The organism is Embleya sp. NPDC001921, from assembly GCF_053594475.1.
The window spans coordinates 18,638-37,825 of the sequence record NZ_JBSFEO010000046.1; the positions used below are offsets into that span (position 1 = coordinate 18,638).

Genomic DNA, 19,188 nt, shown 5'->3' on the forward strand with positions numbered 1-19,188 from the left:
CGGGCGGAGCGGGGCGGTGCCGACCGGCACGCGTGGGTCAGCCGGACAGACCGGACAGACCGAGCAGGCGGGCGGCGTTGTCCTTGAGGATCTTCGGACGGACGTGGTCCTTGATCGGCAGTTGCGCGAAGTCGGCCAGCCAGCGTTCCGGGCTGATCACCGGGTAGTCGGAGCCGAACAGCACCTTGTCCTGGAGCAGGGTGTTGGCGTACTGCACCAGTTGCGCCGGGAAGTACTTCGGCGACCAGCCGGACAGGTCGATGTAGACCTCCGGCTTGTGGGTGGCGACCGAGAGCGCTTCGTCCTGCCACGGGAACGAGGGGTGCGCCAGGATGATCTTCAGATGCGGGAAGTCGACGGCCACGTCGTCGACATGCATCGGATTGGAGTACTTGAGCCGGATCCCCCCGCCACCGGGCAGGCCGGCGCCGATGCCGGTCTGCCCGGTGTGGAACAGCGCGATCGCGCCGAGCTCCTCGATCACCTCGTACAGGCCGTACGCCATGCGGTCGTTGGGGTGGAAGCCCTGGATCGAGGGATGGAACTTGAAGCCGCGCACGCCGTACTCGGTGATCAGCCGTCGGGCCTCGCGCACCCCGGCGCGGCCGCGGAAGGGGTCGATGGACGCGAACGGGATGAGCACGTCGGCATTGGCGGCCGCGGCTTCCGCGACCTCGTCGTTGGGCACCGGCGCGGTGCCGGTGGCGTGCTCCGCGTCGACCGTGAACACCACGGCGGCCATGCGGCGTTCGCGGTAGTAGGCGGCCATCTCCGGCAGGGTGGGCTTGCGCTTCCCGGCCACCTTGAAGTACGCGGACGACGCGTCGTGCAGGTCGTCCGCCAGGGATGCGGCGCCCCGGGTGGAGACCTCGGCGTGGGTGTGCACGTCGATCGCGGTCAGCGCGTCGAGGTCGAACGCGGGGCGGTAGGGCGCGGCGCTCATCGGGTCGCCCCGTCCGGGACGCGCGGGGCGGGGATCCCGACGGTCTGCGGCTCGCGGCCGGGTCCGGTCGCCCACACGTCGGCGATGCCCCGCGGGCTCCACCCGCCGTCCGCGTAGGCGACGGCGACCTCCTGGGGGTGCGACCACAGGGCCAGCTTGTCGCCGCCGATGCCGATGCACTGGCCGGTGACCGCGCGCGCCGCGTCCGAGACCAGGAACGGCACCAGCGCGGCGCAGTCCTCGACGGTGCCGAACCCCTCGCCCTTGCGCAGGAAGTCCGGCAGTGGCACGCCCTCGCGCAGCCCCGCCACGTACGGCGCGAAGGCGGGGATCGACTCGGTCATGGCGGTGGCGGCGATCGGGACGACGGCGTTGACCGTGATCGCGGACCGGGCCAGTTCCATCGACCAGGTGCGCACCATCGCGGCGATGCCGGCCTTGGCCGCCGCGTAGTTGGTCTGCCCGAAGTTGCCGCGCTGGCCCGCCGGGGAGCCGACCATCACCAGCGAGCCGCCCTCGCCCTGTTCGCGCAGTTGCCGGGCGGCGGCCCGGGCGCAGGTGAAGGTGCCGCGCAGGTGGACGGCGACGACGGCGTCGAAGTCCTCGTCGCTCATCTTCCAGAGCACCTTGTCGCGCAGGATGCCCGCGTTGGTGACCATCGCGTCCAGGCGCCCGAAGTCGCGCACCGCGCGGGCCACCAGTTCGTCGGCGACCTCGGCGGAGTCGACCGGGCCCGGCACGGCGACGGCACGGTGGCCGGCGGACACGATCCGCGCGGCGGCGGCCTCGGCGACGGCCGGGTCCAGGTCGTTGACCACGATCGCCGCACCGGCCTCGGCCAGCGCGGACGCGTAGGCCAGGCCCAGGCCTCGGCCCGCGCCGGTGACCACGGCGACCTTGCCGTGCAGGTCCAGCGGGTTCGATGCGTCCATGCGCACGTCCTTCGGAAGATGCCCGCCCGCCGGTGCCGTCGGGCACCGGGCGAGGGCTCGGGAATGGCGAACGGGAAGGGCGGGAGCCTGCCTCGGCGCTCCGCCACACCCCTGAAGTTAGGCATGATTCTCACGCCCGTCAAGATTGTGTTTCACATCTCGACGTGGGTCTTGGTACGGTCGACCCGGGCGCGCCGGTCCGTCCGGCCACCCGCGCCGTACGTTGCCGCCGCCTCGAACACCGTGCCTCGAAGGCCCCGAGAGTCAGGGAAACCCACACCGCGATGTCGAGCACCGCCCCGCCGTCGACCCCGGCGCCCCCGTCCGCCGCGACCGTGCTTCCGGTCGTGTCGCGCCCGCAGGAATTGCTGCTCGCACTGCTGGCCGGCGTAGTCCTGGACCGGCACACCACGCCCCTGCCCTCGCGCGTGTTCCTGGACGCGCTGGACCGCCTCGGCGTCGCCGCCCCCGCCGCACGCGCGACCTTGAACCGCATGGTGCACCGCGACCTGCTGCACCGCGGTCGCGACGGCCGCGAAGCCGTCTACACGATCAGTCCGGCCTGCCGAAACGTGCTGCTCCAGGGCAAGGGTCGGGTGTTGTCCCGCACCCCGTTCGAACACCGCGACGATCGGTGGACCCTGCTGTCCTTCTCGCTCCCCGAACACCACCGGGACCTGCGCCACCAGTTGCGGTCCCGGCTGCAATGGGCGGGATTCGGCTGCGCCCGGGACGGATTGTGGATCGCACCCGGCACCGTCGACATCACCGAGGCCCTGGCCGGTCTGGACCTGCCCGACGCCGAGGACTCCTTCCTCGACGCGTTCGCCGCCCAACCGCTGCCGCCCACACGGATGCATCGCCTGGTCCGCCGCGCCTGGGACCCCGACGCGCTACGCGCCGCCCACGAGGCCTTCCTCTCCCGGTGGGAACGGCACGACCCGGACACCGGCGACCCGTTGCCGCTGCTGGCCTCGGTCCTGGCCGACTGGATCCACCTGCTGCGCACCGACCCGGGCCTGCCGGCCGCGCACCTGGGACCCGACTGGCCCGCCGCCCGCTCGGCCGCCGCCTTCCACGCACTCCACGACCGCTGCGAACAACTCGCCCGCGACGCGTTCGACGCGTCCCTGCGGCCGGCCCGCACCGCCACGACGAACTGACCCGAACCACCGCCCGAACCGCCTGACCGGCCGCCGAACGGGGAAGGCGACCGGAAAGCTGCCCAGGCCGCCCAGGCAGACCAGGCAGACCAGGCAGACCAGGCCGCCAACCGGCTACGGCTTGCGGGCGATCCCGCCCAGCAGCAGCGTGCCGGACACCGGCAGCGGATCGGGAACCTTCTCCTCCGGACGCCACAACGGGAGGTTGACCAGGCCGGGTTCGACCAGGTCCAGGCCGTCGAAGAAGCCGGCGATCTCCTCCCGGGACCGGAACCGCCCGGTGTTGTGCGCGCCGTGCAGCACCTCCTCGATCACCGCGGCCTCCGGCGTGCCGTTGGCCCAGAAGTGGGTCAGGAACAGGTAGCTTCCGGACGGGAGTTGCTCCAGGTACGCGCGGACGATGCCGGCCGGGTCCTCGTCGTCCTCCAGGTGGTGCACGATCGCGACCATCAGCAGGCCCACCGGGCGGTCGAGGTCGATGAGTTCGCGGACGGCCGGAAGCGCGAGCACCGCCTTGGGATCACGCGCGTCGGCCGTGACCACGCGCGTGCGCGAGTTCTCCGCGAGCAGCGCCCGTCCGTGCGCGAGCACGATCGGGTCGATGTCGACGTAGACGACCGACGAGTGCGGCTGGTGGCGCTGCGCGATCTGGTGCGTGTTCTCCGCCGACGGCAGGCCCGAACCCAGGTCGATGAACTGGTCGATGCCCTGTTCCACCAGGAAGCGCACCCCGCGCGCGAGGATCGCCCGGTTCGACAACGCGCACTCGCGGGCTCCGGGCACCGCGCTCGTCAAACGGTCGGCCACGGCCCGGTCCACGGCGAAGTTGTCCTTGCCGCCGAGCGCCGCGTCGTACACCCGCGCGATGCTGGGCACGCTCACGTCGACTCCGCGCGCGCTCCACTCCCGCCGACTTTCGCCCTGCTCACGCACAGATCCCCCAGGTCGCCGAGCGGCGTCGAAATGTCGCGCCGATCCTAGCCGCCGGGACGCTCGGAAATAGCGAACTCCGTTATGCGGAAGGGAAGTCGCCGCTACGGGGTGGGCACCAGGGCGAGTGCCTCGACCTCCAGGAGCAGTTCGGGCCGGACCAACGCGGCCACTTGGACCGTCGAACTGGCCGGTTCGTGCTCGGGATCGACGAACTCGTCCCAGGCCGCGCCGATGCTCGTCAAGTACGCGATATCGGTGGTGAAGTGGGTGAGTTTGACGACGTCGTCGAACGTCGCGCCCACCGCCGCGAGGCACCGGCGCAGATTCGTGAACACCTGCCGCGCCTGGGCGGCCGGATCCCCCGCGCCGACCGTTTCGCCGTGTTCGTCGGTCGCCACCTGCCCGGAGATCACGACCAGCCGACCGGGACCGGTCACCACGTGGCTGTAGCCGTGCGCGGGCGATACGCCCGCCGGCGAGGAGATACGCGTCAGCCGCCGGTTCTTCGTCATGGCGACATCCTCACCCGCCCGAAACCCATGGCACCAGCGCATGTTGCGCAGGACGGTCATGCCGGATTCGCATGCCTCGACACCTGCGGTCGAACACCACCCGCCCACCATTCGGCGAGTGGGGCGTGGGAATCCCGATATGCGGCACACCATCAATTACTATTATGCGATCCACCTCGGTGATTTCCCCTCTCCGCAATGCGCACCCATCGCCGATCGCGCGCGGAGGGTACCGGGTGCGCGGAACATCTCCCGGAAACATCCGGGCCCCCGCGCCGGGAAATCTTTGCGGAACCCACCGAGGTTTATGACGCCTCCCACATTGCTCGACCCATCGCAAAGTCCTTTCTCGGCGAAATCGCTGCTCGGGCCCGATCGGTGGCCGCAAATGCGAGCCGACCGACCCGACGGAGCATCCGCGAGATGCCCGAAATTCACCCGTATAGTCGCCCTCCGAATGGTGTGGATGCGGCGAATTCAGCGATCCGTGACGTGTTCGCGACACGCCCCGCCGGACGACAGGAAATGCCGACGTGGCCTGCGAAAACGTCATTGGTCGTTGATATCGGCGAGGTGACTTGTCTAGCGTCTGCGCCAAGTGCAGACCGCACCCCCGTTTTCGCCGTGTAGTCACGGCCGAACTCGCGACCCGTCGCGAGGTGGAGGCACCGAAACGCTCATCACCAGCGATCGGGCGATTCGGATGATCGGGACGGATTCCTCGTGGATCGCCGCCGGTCGGGCCCCGCAGGGGAATTCCGAAGGGAATCCATGCTTTCTCACAGCACTTCGCACCGGGACGAATCGCGTCGAGCCTGCAGCCGACGCCGCCTGCGAGACTCGGCCGTCGTCGGTGTCGTCGCGACCTCCCTCCTGGGCTTCGCGACGGTGACCCAGGCCCGGGCCGCGGACGACGCCACCTGGGACCGGGTCGCGCAATGCGAGAGCGGCGGCAACTGGTCCACCGACACCGGCAACGGGTACCACGGAGGGCTGCAGTTCAAAGACAGCACGTGGAAGGCCAACGGCGGCAAGGGCAGGGCCCAGGACGCGCCCAAGGCCGAGCAGATCCGCGTCGCCGAGAACGTACTGCGCTCACAGGGAGCGGGCGCCTGGCCGGTGTGCTCCCGAAAAGCCGGCTTGGCCGGGGCCGACGCGCCCCGCCGCGCCGAACGCTCCGCGGCCGACCGCCGCCGGCGTGCCGCGAAGGCCACGCCGTCGGCCGGGTCTGCCACCGATCGCCGGAACGAACTCGCCACCTCCCCGGCGCCGTTCCCGGCGTCCGAGGGCGACGCGGAGATCCTCGTCCGGCCCGGCGACACCCTCAGCGGCATCGCCGCGGCGCACAACCTGCCGGGCGGCTGGCCGGCCCTGTACGACAAGAACCGCGCGACCGTGGGCCCGGACCCGGACCTCATCCGCCCCGGGCAACGCCTGTCCCTCCGCTGAACCCGCCACACCGCCGCACCGCCGACCCGTCGCGCAGGGTTGCGCGACGGATCGGCGGCGGTGGGCCCGCGATCACGGCGGCGTGTACCGGACCGCGGGAGTTCGGGCGTGGTCGAAACGGCCGCCGGCCCGACGGCGGCTACATCGGGGTGACGTACGCCCCGGCGATGCCGCCGTCCACCAGGAACTCGGCGGCGTTGACGAACGACGAGTCGTCGCTGGCCAGGAACGCGACCGCGGCGGCCAGCTCCTCGGGCTCGGCGAAGCGGCCGACCGGGATGTGCACGAGCCGACGGGCCGCGCGCTCGGGGTCCTTGGCGAACAGCTCCTTGAGCAGCGGGGTGTTCACCGGGCCCGGGCACAACGCGTTGACCCGGATGCCCTCGCGGGCGAACTGCACACCCAACTCCCGCGACATCGCGAGAACGCCGCCCTTGGACGCGGTGTAGGAGATCTGCGAGGTGGCCGCGCCCATCCGGGCCACGAACGACGCGGTGTTGATGATCGAACCCTTGCCCTGGCGCCGCATGTACGGCAACGCCGCCTTGCAGCACAGGAACACCGAGGTGAGGTTGACCTCCTGGACCCGGCGCCAGGCGTCCAGTCCGGTGGTCAGGATCGAATCGTCGTCGGGCGGCGAGATGCCCGCGTTGTTGAACGCGACGTCGACCGAACCGTAGGTGTCGAACGCGGTCTTGAACAGGGCCTCGACCTGCTCGGCGTCGGTGACGTCGACGCGCACGAAGAGCCCGCCCACCTCGGCGGCGGCGGCCTTGCCGGCGGCCTCGTCGATGTCGGCGCACACCACGTTGGCGCCTTCGGAGGCCAGCCGCCGGGCCGAGGCCAGGCCGATACCGCTGCCGGCACCCGTGACGACGGCGGTACGGCCGACCAGGCGGCGGCACACGGGGGTCTGCTCGGTCACTTGACGCTCCTCGATGCTGATGGAGTCGATCCCGATGGACTCGGTGTCGACGAAATCGGTGTCTGTGAATCGGTGTCGGTGAATCGGTGTCGCTGAAATCGGCGTCCGGAAATCGACGTGCTAGGACATCGATACCCCCGATGAACCCGGAGCCGACGGACCGCTCGGTCCAACCGCTCGATGCCGGCGGGCACTTGCGACCCGGTGCCGAACGGCACTTACGACCCGGTGCCGAACGGCACTTGCCACCGGTCGGTGCCGACGGCACCCACCGCTGGGCGCCGAGCGGAACCCGCTATTCGGTGCTGATGAACACGTTCTTGACCTCGGTGAAGGCCGCCAACGCGTCCGGTCCCAACTCCCGGCCCAGCCCGGACTGTCCGAACCCGCCGAACGGTGTCGAATAGCGCACGCTGCTGTGCGAGTTGACGGAAAGGTTCCCGGCCCGCACGCCCCGCGAGACGCGCAGCGCGCGGCCCACGTCCCGGGTCCACAACGAGCCGGACAGGCCGTAGTTGGTGGCGTTGGCCAGGCGGATCGCGTCCGCCTCGTCGTCGAATGGCAGGACCACCGCCACCGGGCCGAAGATCTCCTCCACGGCCGCGCGGTCGTCGGCGGACTCGGGAGTGAGCACCGTCGCCGGATACCAGAAGCCCTTGCCCTCGGGAACCTCGCCGCGGATCGCGGCGGGCGCGTCCTGCGGTACGTACGAGCGCACCCGTTCGCGATGCGCGGCGGAGATGAGCGGACCCATCCGCGTGTCGGGGTCGTTGGGGTCGCCGACCCGAAAGGCCCTCACCGCCGGTTCGAGCAGGTCCATGAACCGGTGGTAGACCTCGCGCTGCACCAGGATGCGGGTGCGTGCGCAGCAGTCCTGTCCGGTGTTGTCCAGGAACCCGCCCGGAGCGGCGGCCGCGGCGGCCTCGATGTCGGCGTCGGCGAAGACGATGTTCGGGCTCTTGCCCCCCAGTTCGAGGGTCACCCGCTTCACGCCGGCCGCGCACCTGGCCATGATGTCCTTGCCGACCGCGGTCGAGCCGGTGAAGACCACCTTGGCCACACCCGGGTGCTCCACCAGGGCCCGGCCGGCCACCGGTCCGGCGCCCGGCAACACCTGGAACAGGCCCTCGGGCAACCCCGCGACCAGGGCGAGTTCGGCCAGTCGCAGAGCGGTCAGCGGCGTGGTCTCGGCAGGCTTGAGCAACACCGCGTTGCCGGCCGCGAGCGCGGGGGCCAGGCCCCACGCGGCGATCGGCATCGGGAAGTTCCAGGGGGCGATCACCGCGACCACACCGAGCGGTTCGTGGAAGGTCACGTCCAGGCCGCCGGCCACCGGGATCTGTCGGCCGTTCAGCCGTTCCGCGCCGCCCGCGGCGTAGTCGAGCAGGTCGCGGACGTTGCCCGCCTCCCAGCGGGCGTTGCCGATCGGATGGCCGGCCTCGCGGACCTCGAGCCGGGCGAGCTCCTCGAGGTGCTCGTCCACCACGACGGCGAATCGGCGCAGGAGCCGGGCCCGGTCGCCGGGGGCCAGGCCCGCCCAGTGCGCGGCGGCGCGGGTGGCCCGGGCCACCGCCGCGTCGACGTCGGCCGCCGAACTCGCCCGGATGGTCGCGATGATCTCCTCGGTGGCGGGGTCGAGGATCGCGTGCTCGTGCGGACCGTCCGATTCGGGCCGGTGCGGCTGTTCGTGGTGCTGGGACAACGCTTTGATCCTCACATGCGCTCGAAGGAGCGGAACCGCTCCCAGTCGGTGACTGCCGTGTCGTACGCGTCCTGCTCGACCTGCGCCATGTGCAGGTAGTGGGCCACCACGTCCGCGCCGAAGGCGTCCTGGGCGATCTTGGAACCGCCCCACAGCTCGGCGGCCTCGCGCAGCGTGCCGGGCACGTGCGGCGCGTCGCCCGCGTAGGCGTTGCCCGTACACGCCTCGCCCGGTTCGAGCTCGTGCTCGATCCCGTACAGACCGGCCGCGATCATGCCGGCGACCGCGAGGTAGGGGTTCACGTCGCCGCCGGGGAGGCGGTTCTCGAAGCGGTGCGAGTGCCCGTGACCGACCACCCGCAGCGCACAGGTGCGGTTGTCCGGACCCCACGCGACCGCGGTGGGCGCGAACGAGCCGGGCCGAAAACGTTTGTACGAGTTGATGTTGGGCGCGTACAGCAGGGTGAACTCGCGCATCGCGGCCAGTTGTCCGGCCAGGAAGTGCCGCATCGTCTTCGACATCCCGTACGCACCGTCCTCGTCGGCCAGCACCGGCCGGCCGTCGGTGTCGCGCAGGGACAGGTGGATGTGGCACGAGTTGCCCTCGCGCTCGTCGTACTTGGCCATGAAGGTGAGCGACATGCCCTCCTGCGCGGCGATCTCCTTGGCCCCGGTCTTGTAGACGCTGTGCTGGTCGCACGTGGTCAGCGCGTGGTCGTAGCGGAAGGCGATCTCGTGCTGGCCGAAGTTGCACTCGCCCTTGGCGGACTCCACCGTCATCCCGGCCGCGCCCATCTCGTTGCGGATGCGGCGCAGCAGCGGTTCGACCCGGCCGGTACCCAGGATCGAGTAGTCGACGTTGTACTGGTTGGCCGGTGTCAGGCCGCGGTACGCGCGGTCCCAACCGGCCTCGTAGGTGTCCTTGAAGACGATGAACTCGAGTTCGGTGCCCGCGTGCGCGGTCCAGCCGTGCTCGGCGAGTCGGTCGAGTTGGCGGCGCAGGATCTGTCGCGGCGACGCCGCGACCGGGGAGCCGTCGTGCCACAGCAGGTCCGCGTTGACGTGCGCGGTGCCCGGGTGCCACGGCGTGCGACGCAGGGTGGCCAGGTCGGGACGCATCACGAAGTCACCGTAGCCGCGTTCCCAGGACGACATCGCGTACCCGGCCACGGTGTTCATGTCCGTGTCCACCGCGAGCAGGTAGTTGCAGCCCTCGGTGCCGTGGGCGAGCGTGTCGTCGAGGAAGAAACGGGCGGCGAATCGCTTGCCCTGAAGCCTGCCCTGCATGTCGGTGAAGGCCAGGACTACCGTGTCGATCTCCCCGGCGTCGACGAGTGCTCGCAGCTCGTCGACGGACAGCGGGGGCGTTCGGTCTGCCAAGGGAATGCCTCCTGTCGGTCCAACCGGAAGCCATAAGGTATGGCCGTGAACCATTGATTGGGAAGAGCCGGAGGGGAGGGATCGTGGACGAGCGATCCGAAGCGGAGCCCAAGGACGGGCTCTCGCCGCTGCTGCGGCCGGTGCGCGCGGGCAACGGTTTCGAGGAGGCGTTGGAGCAGATCCTCCAGGTGATCCGGCTGGGACTGGTCTCCGACGGCGGCCGGCTGCCCGCCGAACGCGACCTCGCCGACCGGCTCGGGGTCAGCCGGGTCACCCTGCGCGAGGTGCTCAAGGTGCTGGCCGACCAGGGCATCGTGGAAAGCCGCCGGGGCCGCTACGGCGGCACCTTCGTGCGCGAGCGCCCGAACCCGGTCGGCGACGGTTCGGCCGCCGAGCTGCGGCGCCGGATCGCGAAGGTGGACGTGGAGGACACGCTGCGCTTTCGCGAGGTGCTGGAGGTGGGCGCGGCCGGGCTGTGCGCGGCGCAGGGCCTGGACCAGGGGCAGGCCGCGCGGTTGCGGGCGGCGCTGGCACACACCCGGGAGGCGCCGCTGGCGGAGTACCGGCGGCGGGACACGCTGCTGCATCTGACGCTGGCCCAGTTGTGCGGCTCGCCGACCCTGGCCGGCCAGTACGCGGCGGTCCGGGCCACGGTGAACGACCTGCTGGACTGCATCCCGCTGCTGGTGCGCAACCTGGAGCACTCGCAGCACCAGCACACCGCGCTGGTCGAGGCGATCCTGGACGGCGACCCGGACGCCGCGGCCGAGGTGATGCGCGAGCACTGCGCGGGAACGGCCGCGCTGCTGCGCGGATTTCTGGCCTGAGCCGCCCGCGCCGGCGACCCTCGGCGGGCCCTCGGCCGGCCCGAGCGCGGACGCGGGCCAAAAAAGACATCCGCCCGGAAACCTTGCGCCGTGTCGACCCGAGGAGCAAAGGTATGCGCTCGAACCAATAATTCTCCCTCTCCTCCCTCCCGTCAGGAGTGGCTCGTGGTCGACGACATCCAAGCGCGCACGAAGCAGGGCAGCGGCGGCGCGTCCGCCGAGGCGGAGAACTACCTGGAGAAGCGGGCGCTGCGTCGCGGCAGCGCGGGCTGGCTCCTGCTCACCGGTCTGGGCGTGGCGTACGTCGTCTCCGGCGACTTCTCCGGCTGGAACTTCGGCCTGGCCGAGGCCGGCTTCGGCGGCCTGGCGATCGCCGCCGCGCTGATGGGCCTGATGTACACGTGCATGGTGTTCTCGCTGGCCGAACTGTCCTCGATCCTGCCCGCCGCGGGCGGCGGCTACGGTTTCGCCCGCCGCGCGCTCGGCACCTGGGGCGGCTTCCTGACCGGCACCGCGATCCTGATCGAGTACGTGCTGGCGCCCGCCGCGATCGTCATCTTCATCGGCGACTACGTCGAGTCCCTCAACCTGTTCGGCCTGACCTCGTCCTGGCCGGTCTACCTCGCCTGTTTCGTCGTCTTCATCGGCATCCACCTGTGGGGCGTCGGCGAGGCGCTGCGGTTCAGCTTCGTGGTCACCGGGATCGCGGTGGCCGCGCTGCTCATCTTCGCGGTCGGCGCGTTCACCGAGTTCGACGCCGGCGGGCTCAACGACATCCCGGTCGACCACGACGCGCTGGGCTCCAACTCCTGGCTCCCGTTCGGCCTGCTCGGCATCTGGTCCGCGTTCCCGTTCGGGATGTGGTTCTTCCTGGGCGTGGAGGGGGTGCCGCTGGCCGCCGAGGAGACCAAGGACCCGGCCCGCACGCTGCCCAGGGCGATGAGCCTGTCGATCGGCGTACTGCTGCTCCTGGCCGTGCTCACCTTCCTGGCCGCGACCGGCGCGCACGGCTCCAGTGCGGTCCAGGAGGCGGGCAACCCGCTGGTGACCGCGCTCCAGGGCGACGGCGACCCGACCCCGCTCAGCCGCTTCGTGAACTACGCGGGCCTGGCCGGGCTGGTCGCCTCGTTCTTCTCGCTGATCTACGCCGGATCCCGGCAGTTGTTCGCGCTGTCCCGGGCCGGCTACCTGCCCCGCTTCCTGTCCCTGACCAGCCGACGCAAGGCCCCCTACCTCGGCCTGCTGGTGCCCGGCGCGCTGGGCTTCGCGCTGGCCGCGTGGAGCGGGGACGGCGCCCGGATGCTGAACATCGCGGTGTTCGGCGCCACCATCTCCTACGCGCTGATGTCGCTGTCGCACATCGTGCTGCGCCGCCGCGAGCCCGACCTGCCCCGGCCGTACCGCACCCCCGGCGGCGTCGCCACCTCCTCCGTGGCGTTCGTGCTGGCCTGCTCCGCGCTGGCGGCGACGTTCCTGGTGGACAAGCGGGCGGCGTTCATCGCGCTGGGCGTCTACGCCGTCGCACTCGCCTACTTCGCCTTCTACAGCCGGCATCATCTGGTGGCGAACGCCCCCGAGGAGGAATTCGCCGCTCTGGCCGCGGCCGAGGCCGAACTCGGCCGGGACTGACCCCGCGACCGTGCCCCCACACCGCCGCCGCGACCTCGAGGAACCGAGCGACCCCACATGCCCAAGCCCTTGATCGGTATCAGCACCTATCACGAGGAATCCGTGCGATGGGGGGTGTGGCACCTGCCCGCCGTGCTGCTCCCCCTGGACTACCCGACCCACATCCAGCGTGCCGGCGGCCTGGCGGTGATGTTGCCGCCGGACGTCCCGGAGGCCGCCGCCGAGACGGTGGCCCGGGTGGACGCGGTGGTGATCGCGGGTGGTCCGGACGTAGGGTCCACCCGCTACGGCGCCGAGCCGCATCCGCGCACCGGTCCCGCGAACGAGGCCCGGGACGTGTGGGAGAGCGCGTTGATCGAGGCGGCGCTGGCCTCGAACACACCGCTCCTGGCGATCTGTCGCGGCATGCAACTGCTGAACGTGGTGCTGGGCGGCACCCTGTTCCAGCACCTGCCGGACGTGGTCGGCCACGACGGGCACACCGGCCCGCCCGGCCGGCTCTCCGCGCACATCGTCGCGCCGATCCCGGGCACGCTGTTCGCCTCGCTCGGGGCCGAGCCGTACGAGGTGCCCACCTACCACCACCAGGGCGTGGAGCGGCTCGGCCGCGGCCTGGTGCCCGGAGCCCGGGCCGAGGACGGCATCGTCGAGGCGGTGGAGCTTCCGGGCGACACCTTCGTTCTGGGCGTCCAGTGGCATCCCGAGTCCGGGCTGGACGACCGGGTGGCCCGCGCCCTGATCGCCGCCGCCCGCCGGCCCCGCCTGGTCCCGACCCCGGCCGTGTGAGGTCCGCGCGCGACGGCCGGCTCGCGTTCGAGGCGGCCGTCGCGCGCGAGTGGGGTCACCGCTCAACAGATCCGGGGCAGTTGCTCGCCGATCGGCATGTCCAACACCCGCGTTCCGCCCAACCCGGTACGCGCCACCACCATCCCCGGATGCGCCGCGACGCACTCGCCGATCACCGCCGCCCCCGCACCCAGCGGATGCGCCCGCATCGCCGCGAGCACCGCGTCGGCATGCTCGCGCGGCACGAAGGCGACCAGCTTGCCCTCGTTGGCCACATACAGCGGATCCAGGCCCAGGATCGCGCACGCGTTGGCCACCTGGGGCGGCACCGGGACGTCGCGTTCGGCGATCTCCACGCCGACCCGGGCCGCCGCGGCGATCTCGTTGAGCGCCGCGCCCAGGCCGCCCCGGGTGGGATCGCGAAGCACGTGCAGGTCCGGGGTGACCGCCAGCATGGCCTCGACCAGCCCGCCCAGCGCGGCGCAGTCGCTGCGGATCTCGACATCGAAGTCCAGGCCCTCGCGCACGCTCATCACGGCCACCCCGTGGACGCCGATGTCGCCGCTGACGATCACCACGTCGCCCGGGGCGGCGCGCTGCGGGCGCAGATCGACGCCGGCCGGGACCAGGCCGATCCCGGCGGTGTTGAGGTAGATGCCGTCCCCGTGCCCGGCCTCGACCACCTTGGTGTCTCCGGTGGCGATCTCGACTCCGGCGGCTCGGGCCGCGTCGCCGATCGCCTGGGCGACCCGGGCGACGACCGCCGTCTCGACACCCTCCTCCAGGATGAACCCGACGGACAGGTAGGCCGCCTTGGCGCCGCTCATGGCCAGGTCGTTGACCGTCCCGTTGACCGCGAGTCCGCCGATGCTCCCGCCGGGGAAGAACAGCGGACGGACCACGAACGAGTCGGTGGAGAAAGCCAGTCGGGCTCCGCCGAGGGTGACCACCGCGGAGTCGGCGAGCGAGGCGAGCAGGGGTCCCCCGAACGCGGGCGCGAAGACGTGCTCGACGAGTTCGGCGGACAGCGCGCCGCCGCCGCCGTGGCCGGTCACGATCCGCGGGTGGTCGCGCAACGGGGCCGGACAGGTCCACCCGGAGAAGTCCGGCGCGGCGGGCCCGGCAGGCGCGTCGGGCACCGCGGTCACCACGGACTCGGCGACCGGGGCGAGATCGGCGAGATCGGCGAGATCGGCGAGATCAATGAGCTCAGACAACGGGGGTCGCCTCCCGGGGCGCGGTGCCGGCGACGTCGAGCCGGCGGTAGAGGTGGTAGGCGGCGCACGCGCCCTCGCTGGAGACCATCGTCGCCCCGAGCGGATTGCGCGGGGTGCACGTGGTGCCGAACGCCGCGCACTCGTTGGGCTTGAGCAGGCCCTGCAACACCTCGCCGCTGCGGCACTCGGCCGATTCCAGGGTCTCGATCCCGGTCACGTCGAAGCGGTACTCGGCGTCGTGGTCGCGATAGCGCGAGGACAACCGCCACCCGCTGTCCGGGATCACCCCGATGCCGCGCCAGGCCCGGTCGGTCACCTCGAACACGTCGGCCAGCATGGCCTTCGCCGCGGGGTTGCCTCGCGCCTGCACCGCCCGGGCGTACGCGTTGTCCACCGTGTGCTCGCCCCGCTCGAGTTGGTGGACCGTACGCCGGATGCCCTCCAGGATGTCCAGCGGCTCGAATCCGGTGACCACGATCGGCACCCGATACCGCTCGGCCAACTCCGGATACTCCTCCACACCCATCACGCTGCACACGTGACCGGCCGCCAGGAAGCCCTGCACCCGGCAGTCGGGCGAATTCATGATCGCCTCGATCGCCGGCGGCACCCGCACGTGCGACACCAGCAGGCTGAAGTTGCGGATGCCCAGCCGCCTGGCCTGATACACCGTCATCGCGTTGGGCGGCGCGGTGGTCTCGAAGCCGATGCCGAAGAACACCACCTCGCGGTCGGGGTTGTCGCGGGCGATCGCGAGCGCGTCCAGCGGCGAGTAGACCACCCGCACGTCGCCGCCCTCGGCGCGCACCCGGAACAGGTCGCGATCGGTGCCCGGCACCCGCAACATGTCGCCGAACGAGCAGAAGATCACCCCGGGGCGGGCCGCGATGGCCAGCGCCTTGTCGATCACCTCGAGCGGCGTCACGCACACCGGACAACCCGGCCCGTGGATCAGCTCCACCTCGGGGGGCAGCAGTTGGTCGATGCCGTGCCGGATGATGGTGTGCGTCTGCCCGCCGCAGACCTCCATGATCGACCACGGCCGGGTCACCGCGGCCCGGATCTCGTCCAGCAGTCGGCGACCGACGTCCGGATCGCGGAATTCCTCCAGGTACTTCACCGCCGGGCCTCCTGCGACACAGCACTGGGAATCGGGTCGGGAACGACCACCGGCTCGGGCCGGACGAACTCCCCCGACACCGCGCCGGCCGCTTCCCAGGGATCGCCGAACTCCTCCTGGAGCAGCCCCATCTCGTCGAACAGGGCAAGCGTGCGCAGGGCCGACTCCTCGTCCAGCCGTTGCAGCGCGAAGCCCACGTGCACGATGGCGTACTCGCCCACCCTCAGGTCGGGGACGTACTCCAGGCACACCTCCTTGACCACGCCGCCGAAGTCGACGAGGCCCATCCGGGTTCCGTCCCGTTCCTCGATCTTCGTCACTCTGCCGGGCACCGCCAGGCACATCGGTCTCTCCTCGTCATCCGACGACGACCGCGGCTCGCGGACCGTCCACTCGTGGGTCTGCGGGCGCCCGCTCACGCGCCGCCCGTCTCGCTCGGCACCCGCCGACCCGCCCCGACCAGCACTTGGCCCAGCGCCAGCCCGCCATCGTTCGGCGGCACCAGGCGATGCCGCAGCACGGTGAAGTCCCGTGCGCGCAGGGCCCGTCCGCAGGCCGAGGACAAGATCGCGTTGGCGAACACGCCGCCGGTGAGCGCGACCGGCGTCGGCCCGTACCGCTCCCGCGTGTGCTCGGCCACCGCGACCACCAGGTCGACGACCGCGTGGTGAAAGCGGGCCGCGAGCAGTTCCGGGTCGCACCCGGCGCGCAGGTCGGCGATCGCCGCCGCGAACACCGGGCCCGGGTCGGCGATCAGCGGATCGCCCTCGCCGTCCCCCGGGAGCAGCGCGAACGTGTACCCGGGGACCGGTCCGGGCCGGCGAACGGCCGCGCCCTCCAACTCGATCGCCGCCTGCGCCTCGTAACCGGCCAAGTGGCAGACGCCGATCAGCGACGCGAACGCGTCGAAGAGCCGGCCCATGCTGGACGTGGGCACGCAGTTCAGGTCACGTTCGAGTTGACGCGCCAACACCCGGCGTTCCTCGTCGGATCCGGCCCGCACACACGGCAGGTCGTCCGCCCACTCGATCCCGGCGGCGTGCAGATGGGCCAGCGCCATCCGGTACGGCCGGGCCACCGCGGCGTCGCCACCGGCCAGCGGCGCGTAGCGCAGGTGCGCCACCCGCTGGAAGCCGGCGTAGTCGGCGAGCAGGAACTCGCCGCCCCACACCGCGCCGTCGTCCCCGTAGCCGGTCCCGTCGAAGGCGACACCCAACACCGGCGCGGCGCCGTCCGCGCCGTGTTCGGCCATCGCGGCGGCGATGTGCGCGTGGTGGTGCTGGACCAGCCGCACCGGCCGCCGCGCCGCGGTGCGCCGGGCCCAGCCGGTGGACCGATAGCCCGGATGGCAATCGGCGACCAGCACCTCGGGACGCACGCCGGTGATCGTGCCCAGGTGCCCGACCGCGTGCTCGAACGCACGTTGCGTGGCCAGGTCGTCCATGTCGCCGATGTGCCCGGACAACCACGCCTCGCGGCCCTCGGCCAGCGCGAACGTGTTCTTCAGGTCCCCGCCGACCGCGAGCGTCGCGGGCACCGCCACCGGCAGCCGGATCGGCAACGGGGCCCAGCCCCGAGAGCGCCGGAGGAACAGCGGTTCGCCGTCCACCACCCGCACCACCGAGTCGTCCAGCGGCACCCGAATCGCTCGGTCGTGGGTGAGCCAGCCGTCCGCGAGCGGAGCGAGCCGGGTCAGCGCCTCGGCGTCGTCGGTCACGATCGGCTCGCCGGCCGCGTTCCCGCTGGTGAGCACGAGCAGGCGCGGCCCGAGCCGATCGTCGAGCAGCCCCAGGAGCAGGTGGTGCAGGGGTGTGTACGGCAACATGAAGCCCAGGTCGGGGCAGCGCGGGGCGATCGCCTCCGGCAGCGCGGCCCGGGCCGCCCTACGCCGCCGGAGCAGCACGATCGGCCGGGCGGCGCCGGTGAGCAGCTCCCGTTCGGCGTCCGTGATCGCGGCGTACGGCTCGATCTCGGCGAGGGTGCGGGCCAGCAACGCGAACGGTTTGTCGCCGCGCCCCTTGCGCTCGCGCAGCCGCGACACCGCGTCCTCGTCGGCCGCGTCGCAGGCCAGGTGGTAGCCGCCGATGCCCTTGACCGCCAGGATCGCCCCTTCGGCGAGCATCCGGCGGGCCTCGTCCAGGGTGCCGAAGCCGATCGGCGCCCCGTCCGCGTCGACCAGGGACAGCCGGGGGCCGCAGGCGTGGCACGCGATGGGTTGCGCGTGGAAGCGCCGATCGCCGGGATCGCCGTACTCGCGGGCGCAGTCCGGACACATCGGGAAGTCGGCCATCGTGGTGTGCGCCCGGTCGTAGGGCAGCGCGGTGACGATGGTGAACCGGGGGCCGCAGTCGGTGCACGTGATGAACGGGTGCAGGTACCGGCGATCCGCGGGGTCCTCGAGTTCGCCCAGGCAGCGATCACACGTGGCGACATCCGGCGGGATTCGGGTACGGTGCGCGGCGCCCGGCTTCGGCGGCGCGGACGCCACGATCGTGAACCCGGTGTCGCCGCCGATCGCGAGTTCCTCGTGGGTGATCGACTCGACCCGGGCCAGCGCCGGCGCGTCGCTGTCGATCCGGCGGCAGAACGCGGCCACCTCGGCGGACCCGCCCTCGACCTCGACGAGCACGCCGGCACCGGTGTTGGTGACATGTCCGGCCAGGCCCAGTTCGGTGGCCAGCGTGTAGACGAACGGCCGAAAACCCACGCCCTGTACGGTGCCGCGCACGATGATCCGACGCCGCTGCGCCACCTCGGGCGGTAGGCCGGCGGTCAAGACGACTCCCGCGCCGGAGCCGGACGCGGGTCGATCCCGTGCGTGTGGACATGGGCACGCCCGGGCTCGTGCGCAGGGGCATGCGCGTGCCCGGGCTCGTGCGCAGGGGCATGGGCATGGGCGTGGGCATGCAAGTGCCCGTGTCCGGACTCGTTCTCCGCCCCGCTCCCGGGCGATCCGTGCGTGTGGGTGTGCCCCTCGGCCGCGTGCCGCGCCATCACCGGCGTGTGCACCGCCGCCCCGTCGAGCACCGCGACCGCGCGGGTCAGCAGGTCGCCCACACCGCGACCGGTCCTGGCCGAGGTGAACAACACCTCGACCCCGGGGTTCACCCGCCGGACGTTGGCCAGGAAGGCGACCTCGTCGAACTCCACCGCCTCGGCGAGGTCGATCTTGGTCACCACCACCAGGTTGGCCAGACCGAACGCCGACGGATACTTGAGCGGCTTGTCCTCCCCCTCGGTAACCGACGCGAGCGCGACCCGCAGGCTCTCGCCCAGGTCGTAGGAGGCCGGGCAGACCAGGTTGCCGACGTTCTCCACGAACAGCAGCCGCGTCCTCGCCGGCAACCAGCCGGCGAGTTGTCGACGCAACATCGCCGCCTCCAGGTGGCACAACCCGTCGGTGAGGATCTGCTTGACCGGTGCGCCGGCCCGGGCCAGCCGGGTCGCGTCGTTGTCGGTGGCCAGGTCGGCGGTCAACGCCGCCACCGGCACCCCGCGTTCGCCGGCCAGCCGCAGTTCGGCCTCCAGCAGTGCGGTCTTGCCGCTGCCGGGACTCGACAGCAGGTTGACCGCGATCACCCCGCGCGCGGCCAGTTCGGCGCGCAGGTCGCTCGCGCCGCGATCGTTGTGGGCGAGCACGGCCTGCCGCAACTCGTCGACTCGGCACATGA

General features: G+C 71.8%; 17 protein-coding genes. 5 read left to right on the forward strand and 12 right to left on the reverse strand.

What is annotated here, in order from left to right:
• Positions 1 to 37 precede the first annotated feature (37 nt).
• Together ACWCPW_RS39445 and ACWCPW_RS39450 are read right to left on the reverse strand one after the other, a co-directional pair.
• Positions 38 to 943, reverse strand: a complete 906-nt coding sequence (locus ACWCPW_RS39445; protein WP_449766416.1) for an amidohydrolase family protein — start codon at positions 941 to 943, stop codon at positions 38 to 40.
• The gene (locus ACWCPW_RS39450; protein ID WP_449766417.1) at positions 940 to 1,875 is read right to left on the reverse strand and encodes an SDR family NAD(P)-dependent oxidoreductase; all 936 of its coding nucleotides are present in this window, start codon (positions 1,873 to 1,875) and stop codon (positions 940 to 942) included. The genes ACWCPW_RS39445 and ACWCPW_RS39450 overlap by 4 nt, the downstream gene beginning before the upstream one ends.
• 284 nt (positions 1,876 to 2,159) lie before the next feature.
• Between ACWCPW_RS39450 and ACWCPW_RS39455 the strand changes: the two genes are divergently transcribed.
• Complete coding sequence (locus ACWCPW_RS39455; protein WP_449766418.1) at positions 2,160 to 3,038, forward strand: PaaX family transcriptional regulator; 879 nt, start codon at positions 2,160 to 2,162, stop codon at positions 3,036 to 3,038.
• Positions 3,039 to 3,152: 114 nt separating this feature from the next.
• Here ACWCPW_RS39455 and ACWCPW_RS39460 read toward each other — a convergent pair whose 3' ends face one another.
• Both ACWCPW_RS39460 and ACWCPW_RS39465 read right to left on the reverse strand, forming a co-directional pair.
• Positions 3,153 to 3,971 carry an SAM-dependent methyltransferase gene (locus ACWCPW_RS39460; RefSeq protein WP_449766419.1) on the reverse strand — a complete coding sequence of 273 codons (819 nt, stop codon included), beginning with the start codon at positions 3,969 to 3,971 and terminating at the stop codon, positions 3,153 to 3,155.
• Positions 3,972 to 4,072: 101 nt separating this feature from the next.
• Positions 4,073 to 4,483, reverse strand: a complete 411-nt coding sequence (locus ACWCPW_RS39465) for a RidA family protein (protein ID WP_449766420.1) — start codon at positions 4,481 to 4,483, stop codon at positions 4,073 to 4,075.
• Between the two features lie 771 nt (positions 4,484 to 5,254).
• On the opposite strand from ACWCPW_RS39465, the gene ACWCPW_RS39470 reads away from it, so the two are divergent.
• Positions 5,255 to 5,932, forward strand: coding sequence for a transglycosylase family protein (locus ACWCPW_RS39470; protein WP_449766421.1), 678 nt, complete (start codon positions 5,255 to 5,257; stop codon positions 5,930 to 5,932).
• 139 nt (positions 5,933 to 6,071) lie between these two features.
• On the opposite strand, the gene ACWCPW_RS39475 is transcribed toward ACWCPW_RS39470, so the two are convergent.
• From ACWCPW_RS39475 to ACWCPW_RS39485, 3 genes are all read right to left on the reverse strand, one after another.
• Entirely contained in the window at positions 6,072 to 6,857 is a 786-nt protein-coding gene (locus tag ACWCPW_RS39475) for a 3-oxoacyl-ACP reductase (protein WP_449766422.1), read from the reverse strand.
• Positions 6,858 to 7,152: 295 nt separating this feature from the next.
• Complete coding sequence (locus ACWCPW_RS39480) at positions 7,153 to 8,559, reverse strand: aldehyde dehydrogenase family protein (RefSeq protein ID WP_449766423.1); 1,407 nt, start codon at positions 8,557 to 8,559, stop codon at positions 7,153 to 7,155.
• An 11-nt stretch (positions 8,560 to 8,570) separates the two neighbouring features.
• On the reverse strand, positions 8,571 to 9,938 hold the full coding sequence (locus tag ACWCPW_RS39485; protein WP_449766424.1) for a glutamine synthetase family protein: 1,368 nt from the start codon (positions 9,936 to 9,938) through the stop codon (positions 8,571 to 8,573).
• Between the two features lie 83 nt (positions 9,939 to 10,021).
• Between ACWCPW_RS39485 and ACWCPW_RS39490 the strand changes: the two genes are divergently transcribed.
• From ACWCPW_RS39490 to ACWCPW_RS39500, 3 genes are all read left to right on the forward strand, one after another.
• Positions 10,022 to 10,765: a FadR/GntR family transcriptional regulator gene (locus ACWCPW_RS39490; RefSeq protein WP_449766425.1), complete on the forward strand. Its 744-nt coding sequence runs from the start codon at positions 10,022 to 10,024 to the stop codon at positions 10,763 to 10,765.
• Positions 10,766 to 10,942: 177 nt separating this feature from the next.
• Complete coding sequence (gene eat / locus ACWCPW_RS39495; RefSeq protein WP_449766489.1) at positions 10,943 to 12,394, forward strand: ethanolamine permease; 1,452 nt, start codon at positions 10,943 to 10,945, stop codon at positions 12,392 to 12,394.
• A 57-nt stretch (positions 12,395 to 12,451) separates the two neighbouring features.
• Positions 12,452 to 13,180: a gamma-glutamyl-gamma-aminobutyrate hydrolase family protein gene (locus tag ACWCPW_RS39500; RefSeq protein WP_449766426.1), complete on the forward strand. Its 729-nt coding sequence runs from the start codon at positions 12,452 to 12,454 to the stop codon at positions 13,178 to 13,180.
• A gap of 62 nt (positions 13,181 to 13,242) precedes the next feature.
• Here the strand turns inward: ACWCPW_RS39500 and hypE are convergent, their stop codons facing one another.
• The 5 genes from hypE to hypB form a co-directional block, all read right to left on the reverse strand.
• Positions 13,243 to 14,319: a hydrogenase expression/formation protein HypE gene (hypE, locus tag ACWCPW_RS39505; RefSeq protein ID WP_449766490.1), complete on the reverse strand. Its 1,077-nt coding sequence runs from the start codon at positions 14,317 to 14,319 to the stop codon at positions 13,243 to 13,245.
• A 70-nt stretch (positions 14,320 to 14,389) separates the two neighbouring features.
• Positions 14,390 to 15,517 carry a hydrogenase formation protein HypD gene (hypD, locus tag ACWCPW_RS39510; RefSeq protein ID WP_449766427.1) on the reverse strand — a complete coding sequence of 376 codons (1,128 nt, stop codon included), beginning with the start codon at positions 15,515 to 15,517 and terminating at the stop codon, positions 14,390 to 14,392.
• A complete protein-coding gene (locus tag ACWCPW_RS39515; protein WP_449766428.1) occupies positions 15,514 to 15,861 on the reverse strand; it encodes a HypC/HybG/HupF family hydrogenase formation chaperone in 348 nt (115 codons plus the stop codon). The genes hypD and ACWCPW_RS39515 overlap by 4 nt, the downstream gene beginning before the upstream one ends.
• 71 nt (positions 15,862 to 15,932) lie before the next feature.
• Complete coding sequence (gene hypF, locus ACWCPW_RS39520; RefSeq protein WP_449766429.1) at positions 15,933 to 18,293, reverse strand: carbamoyltransferase HypF; 2,361 nt, start codon at positions 18,291 to 18,293, stop codon at positions 15,933 to 15,935.
• The gene (gene hypB, locus ACWCPW_RS39525; protein WP_449766430.1) at positions 18,290 to 19,186 is read right to left on the reverse strand and encodes a hydrogenase nickel incorporation protein HypB; all 897 of its coding nucleotides are present in this window, start codon (positions 19,184 to 19,186) and stop codon (positions 18,290 to 18,292) included. The genes hypF and hypB overlap by 4 nt, the downstream gene beginning before the upstream one ends.
• Positions 19,187 to 19,188 lie beyond the last annotated feature (2 nt).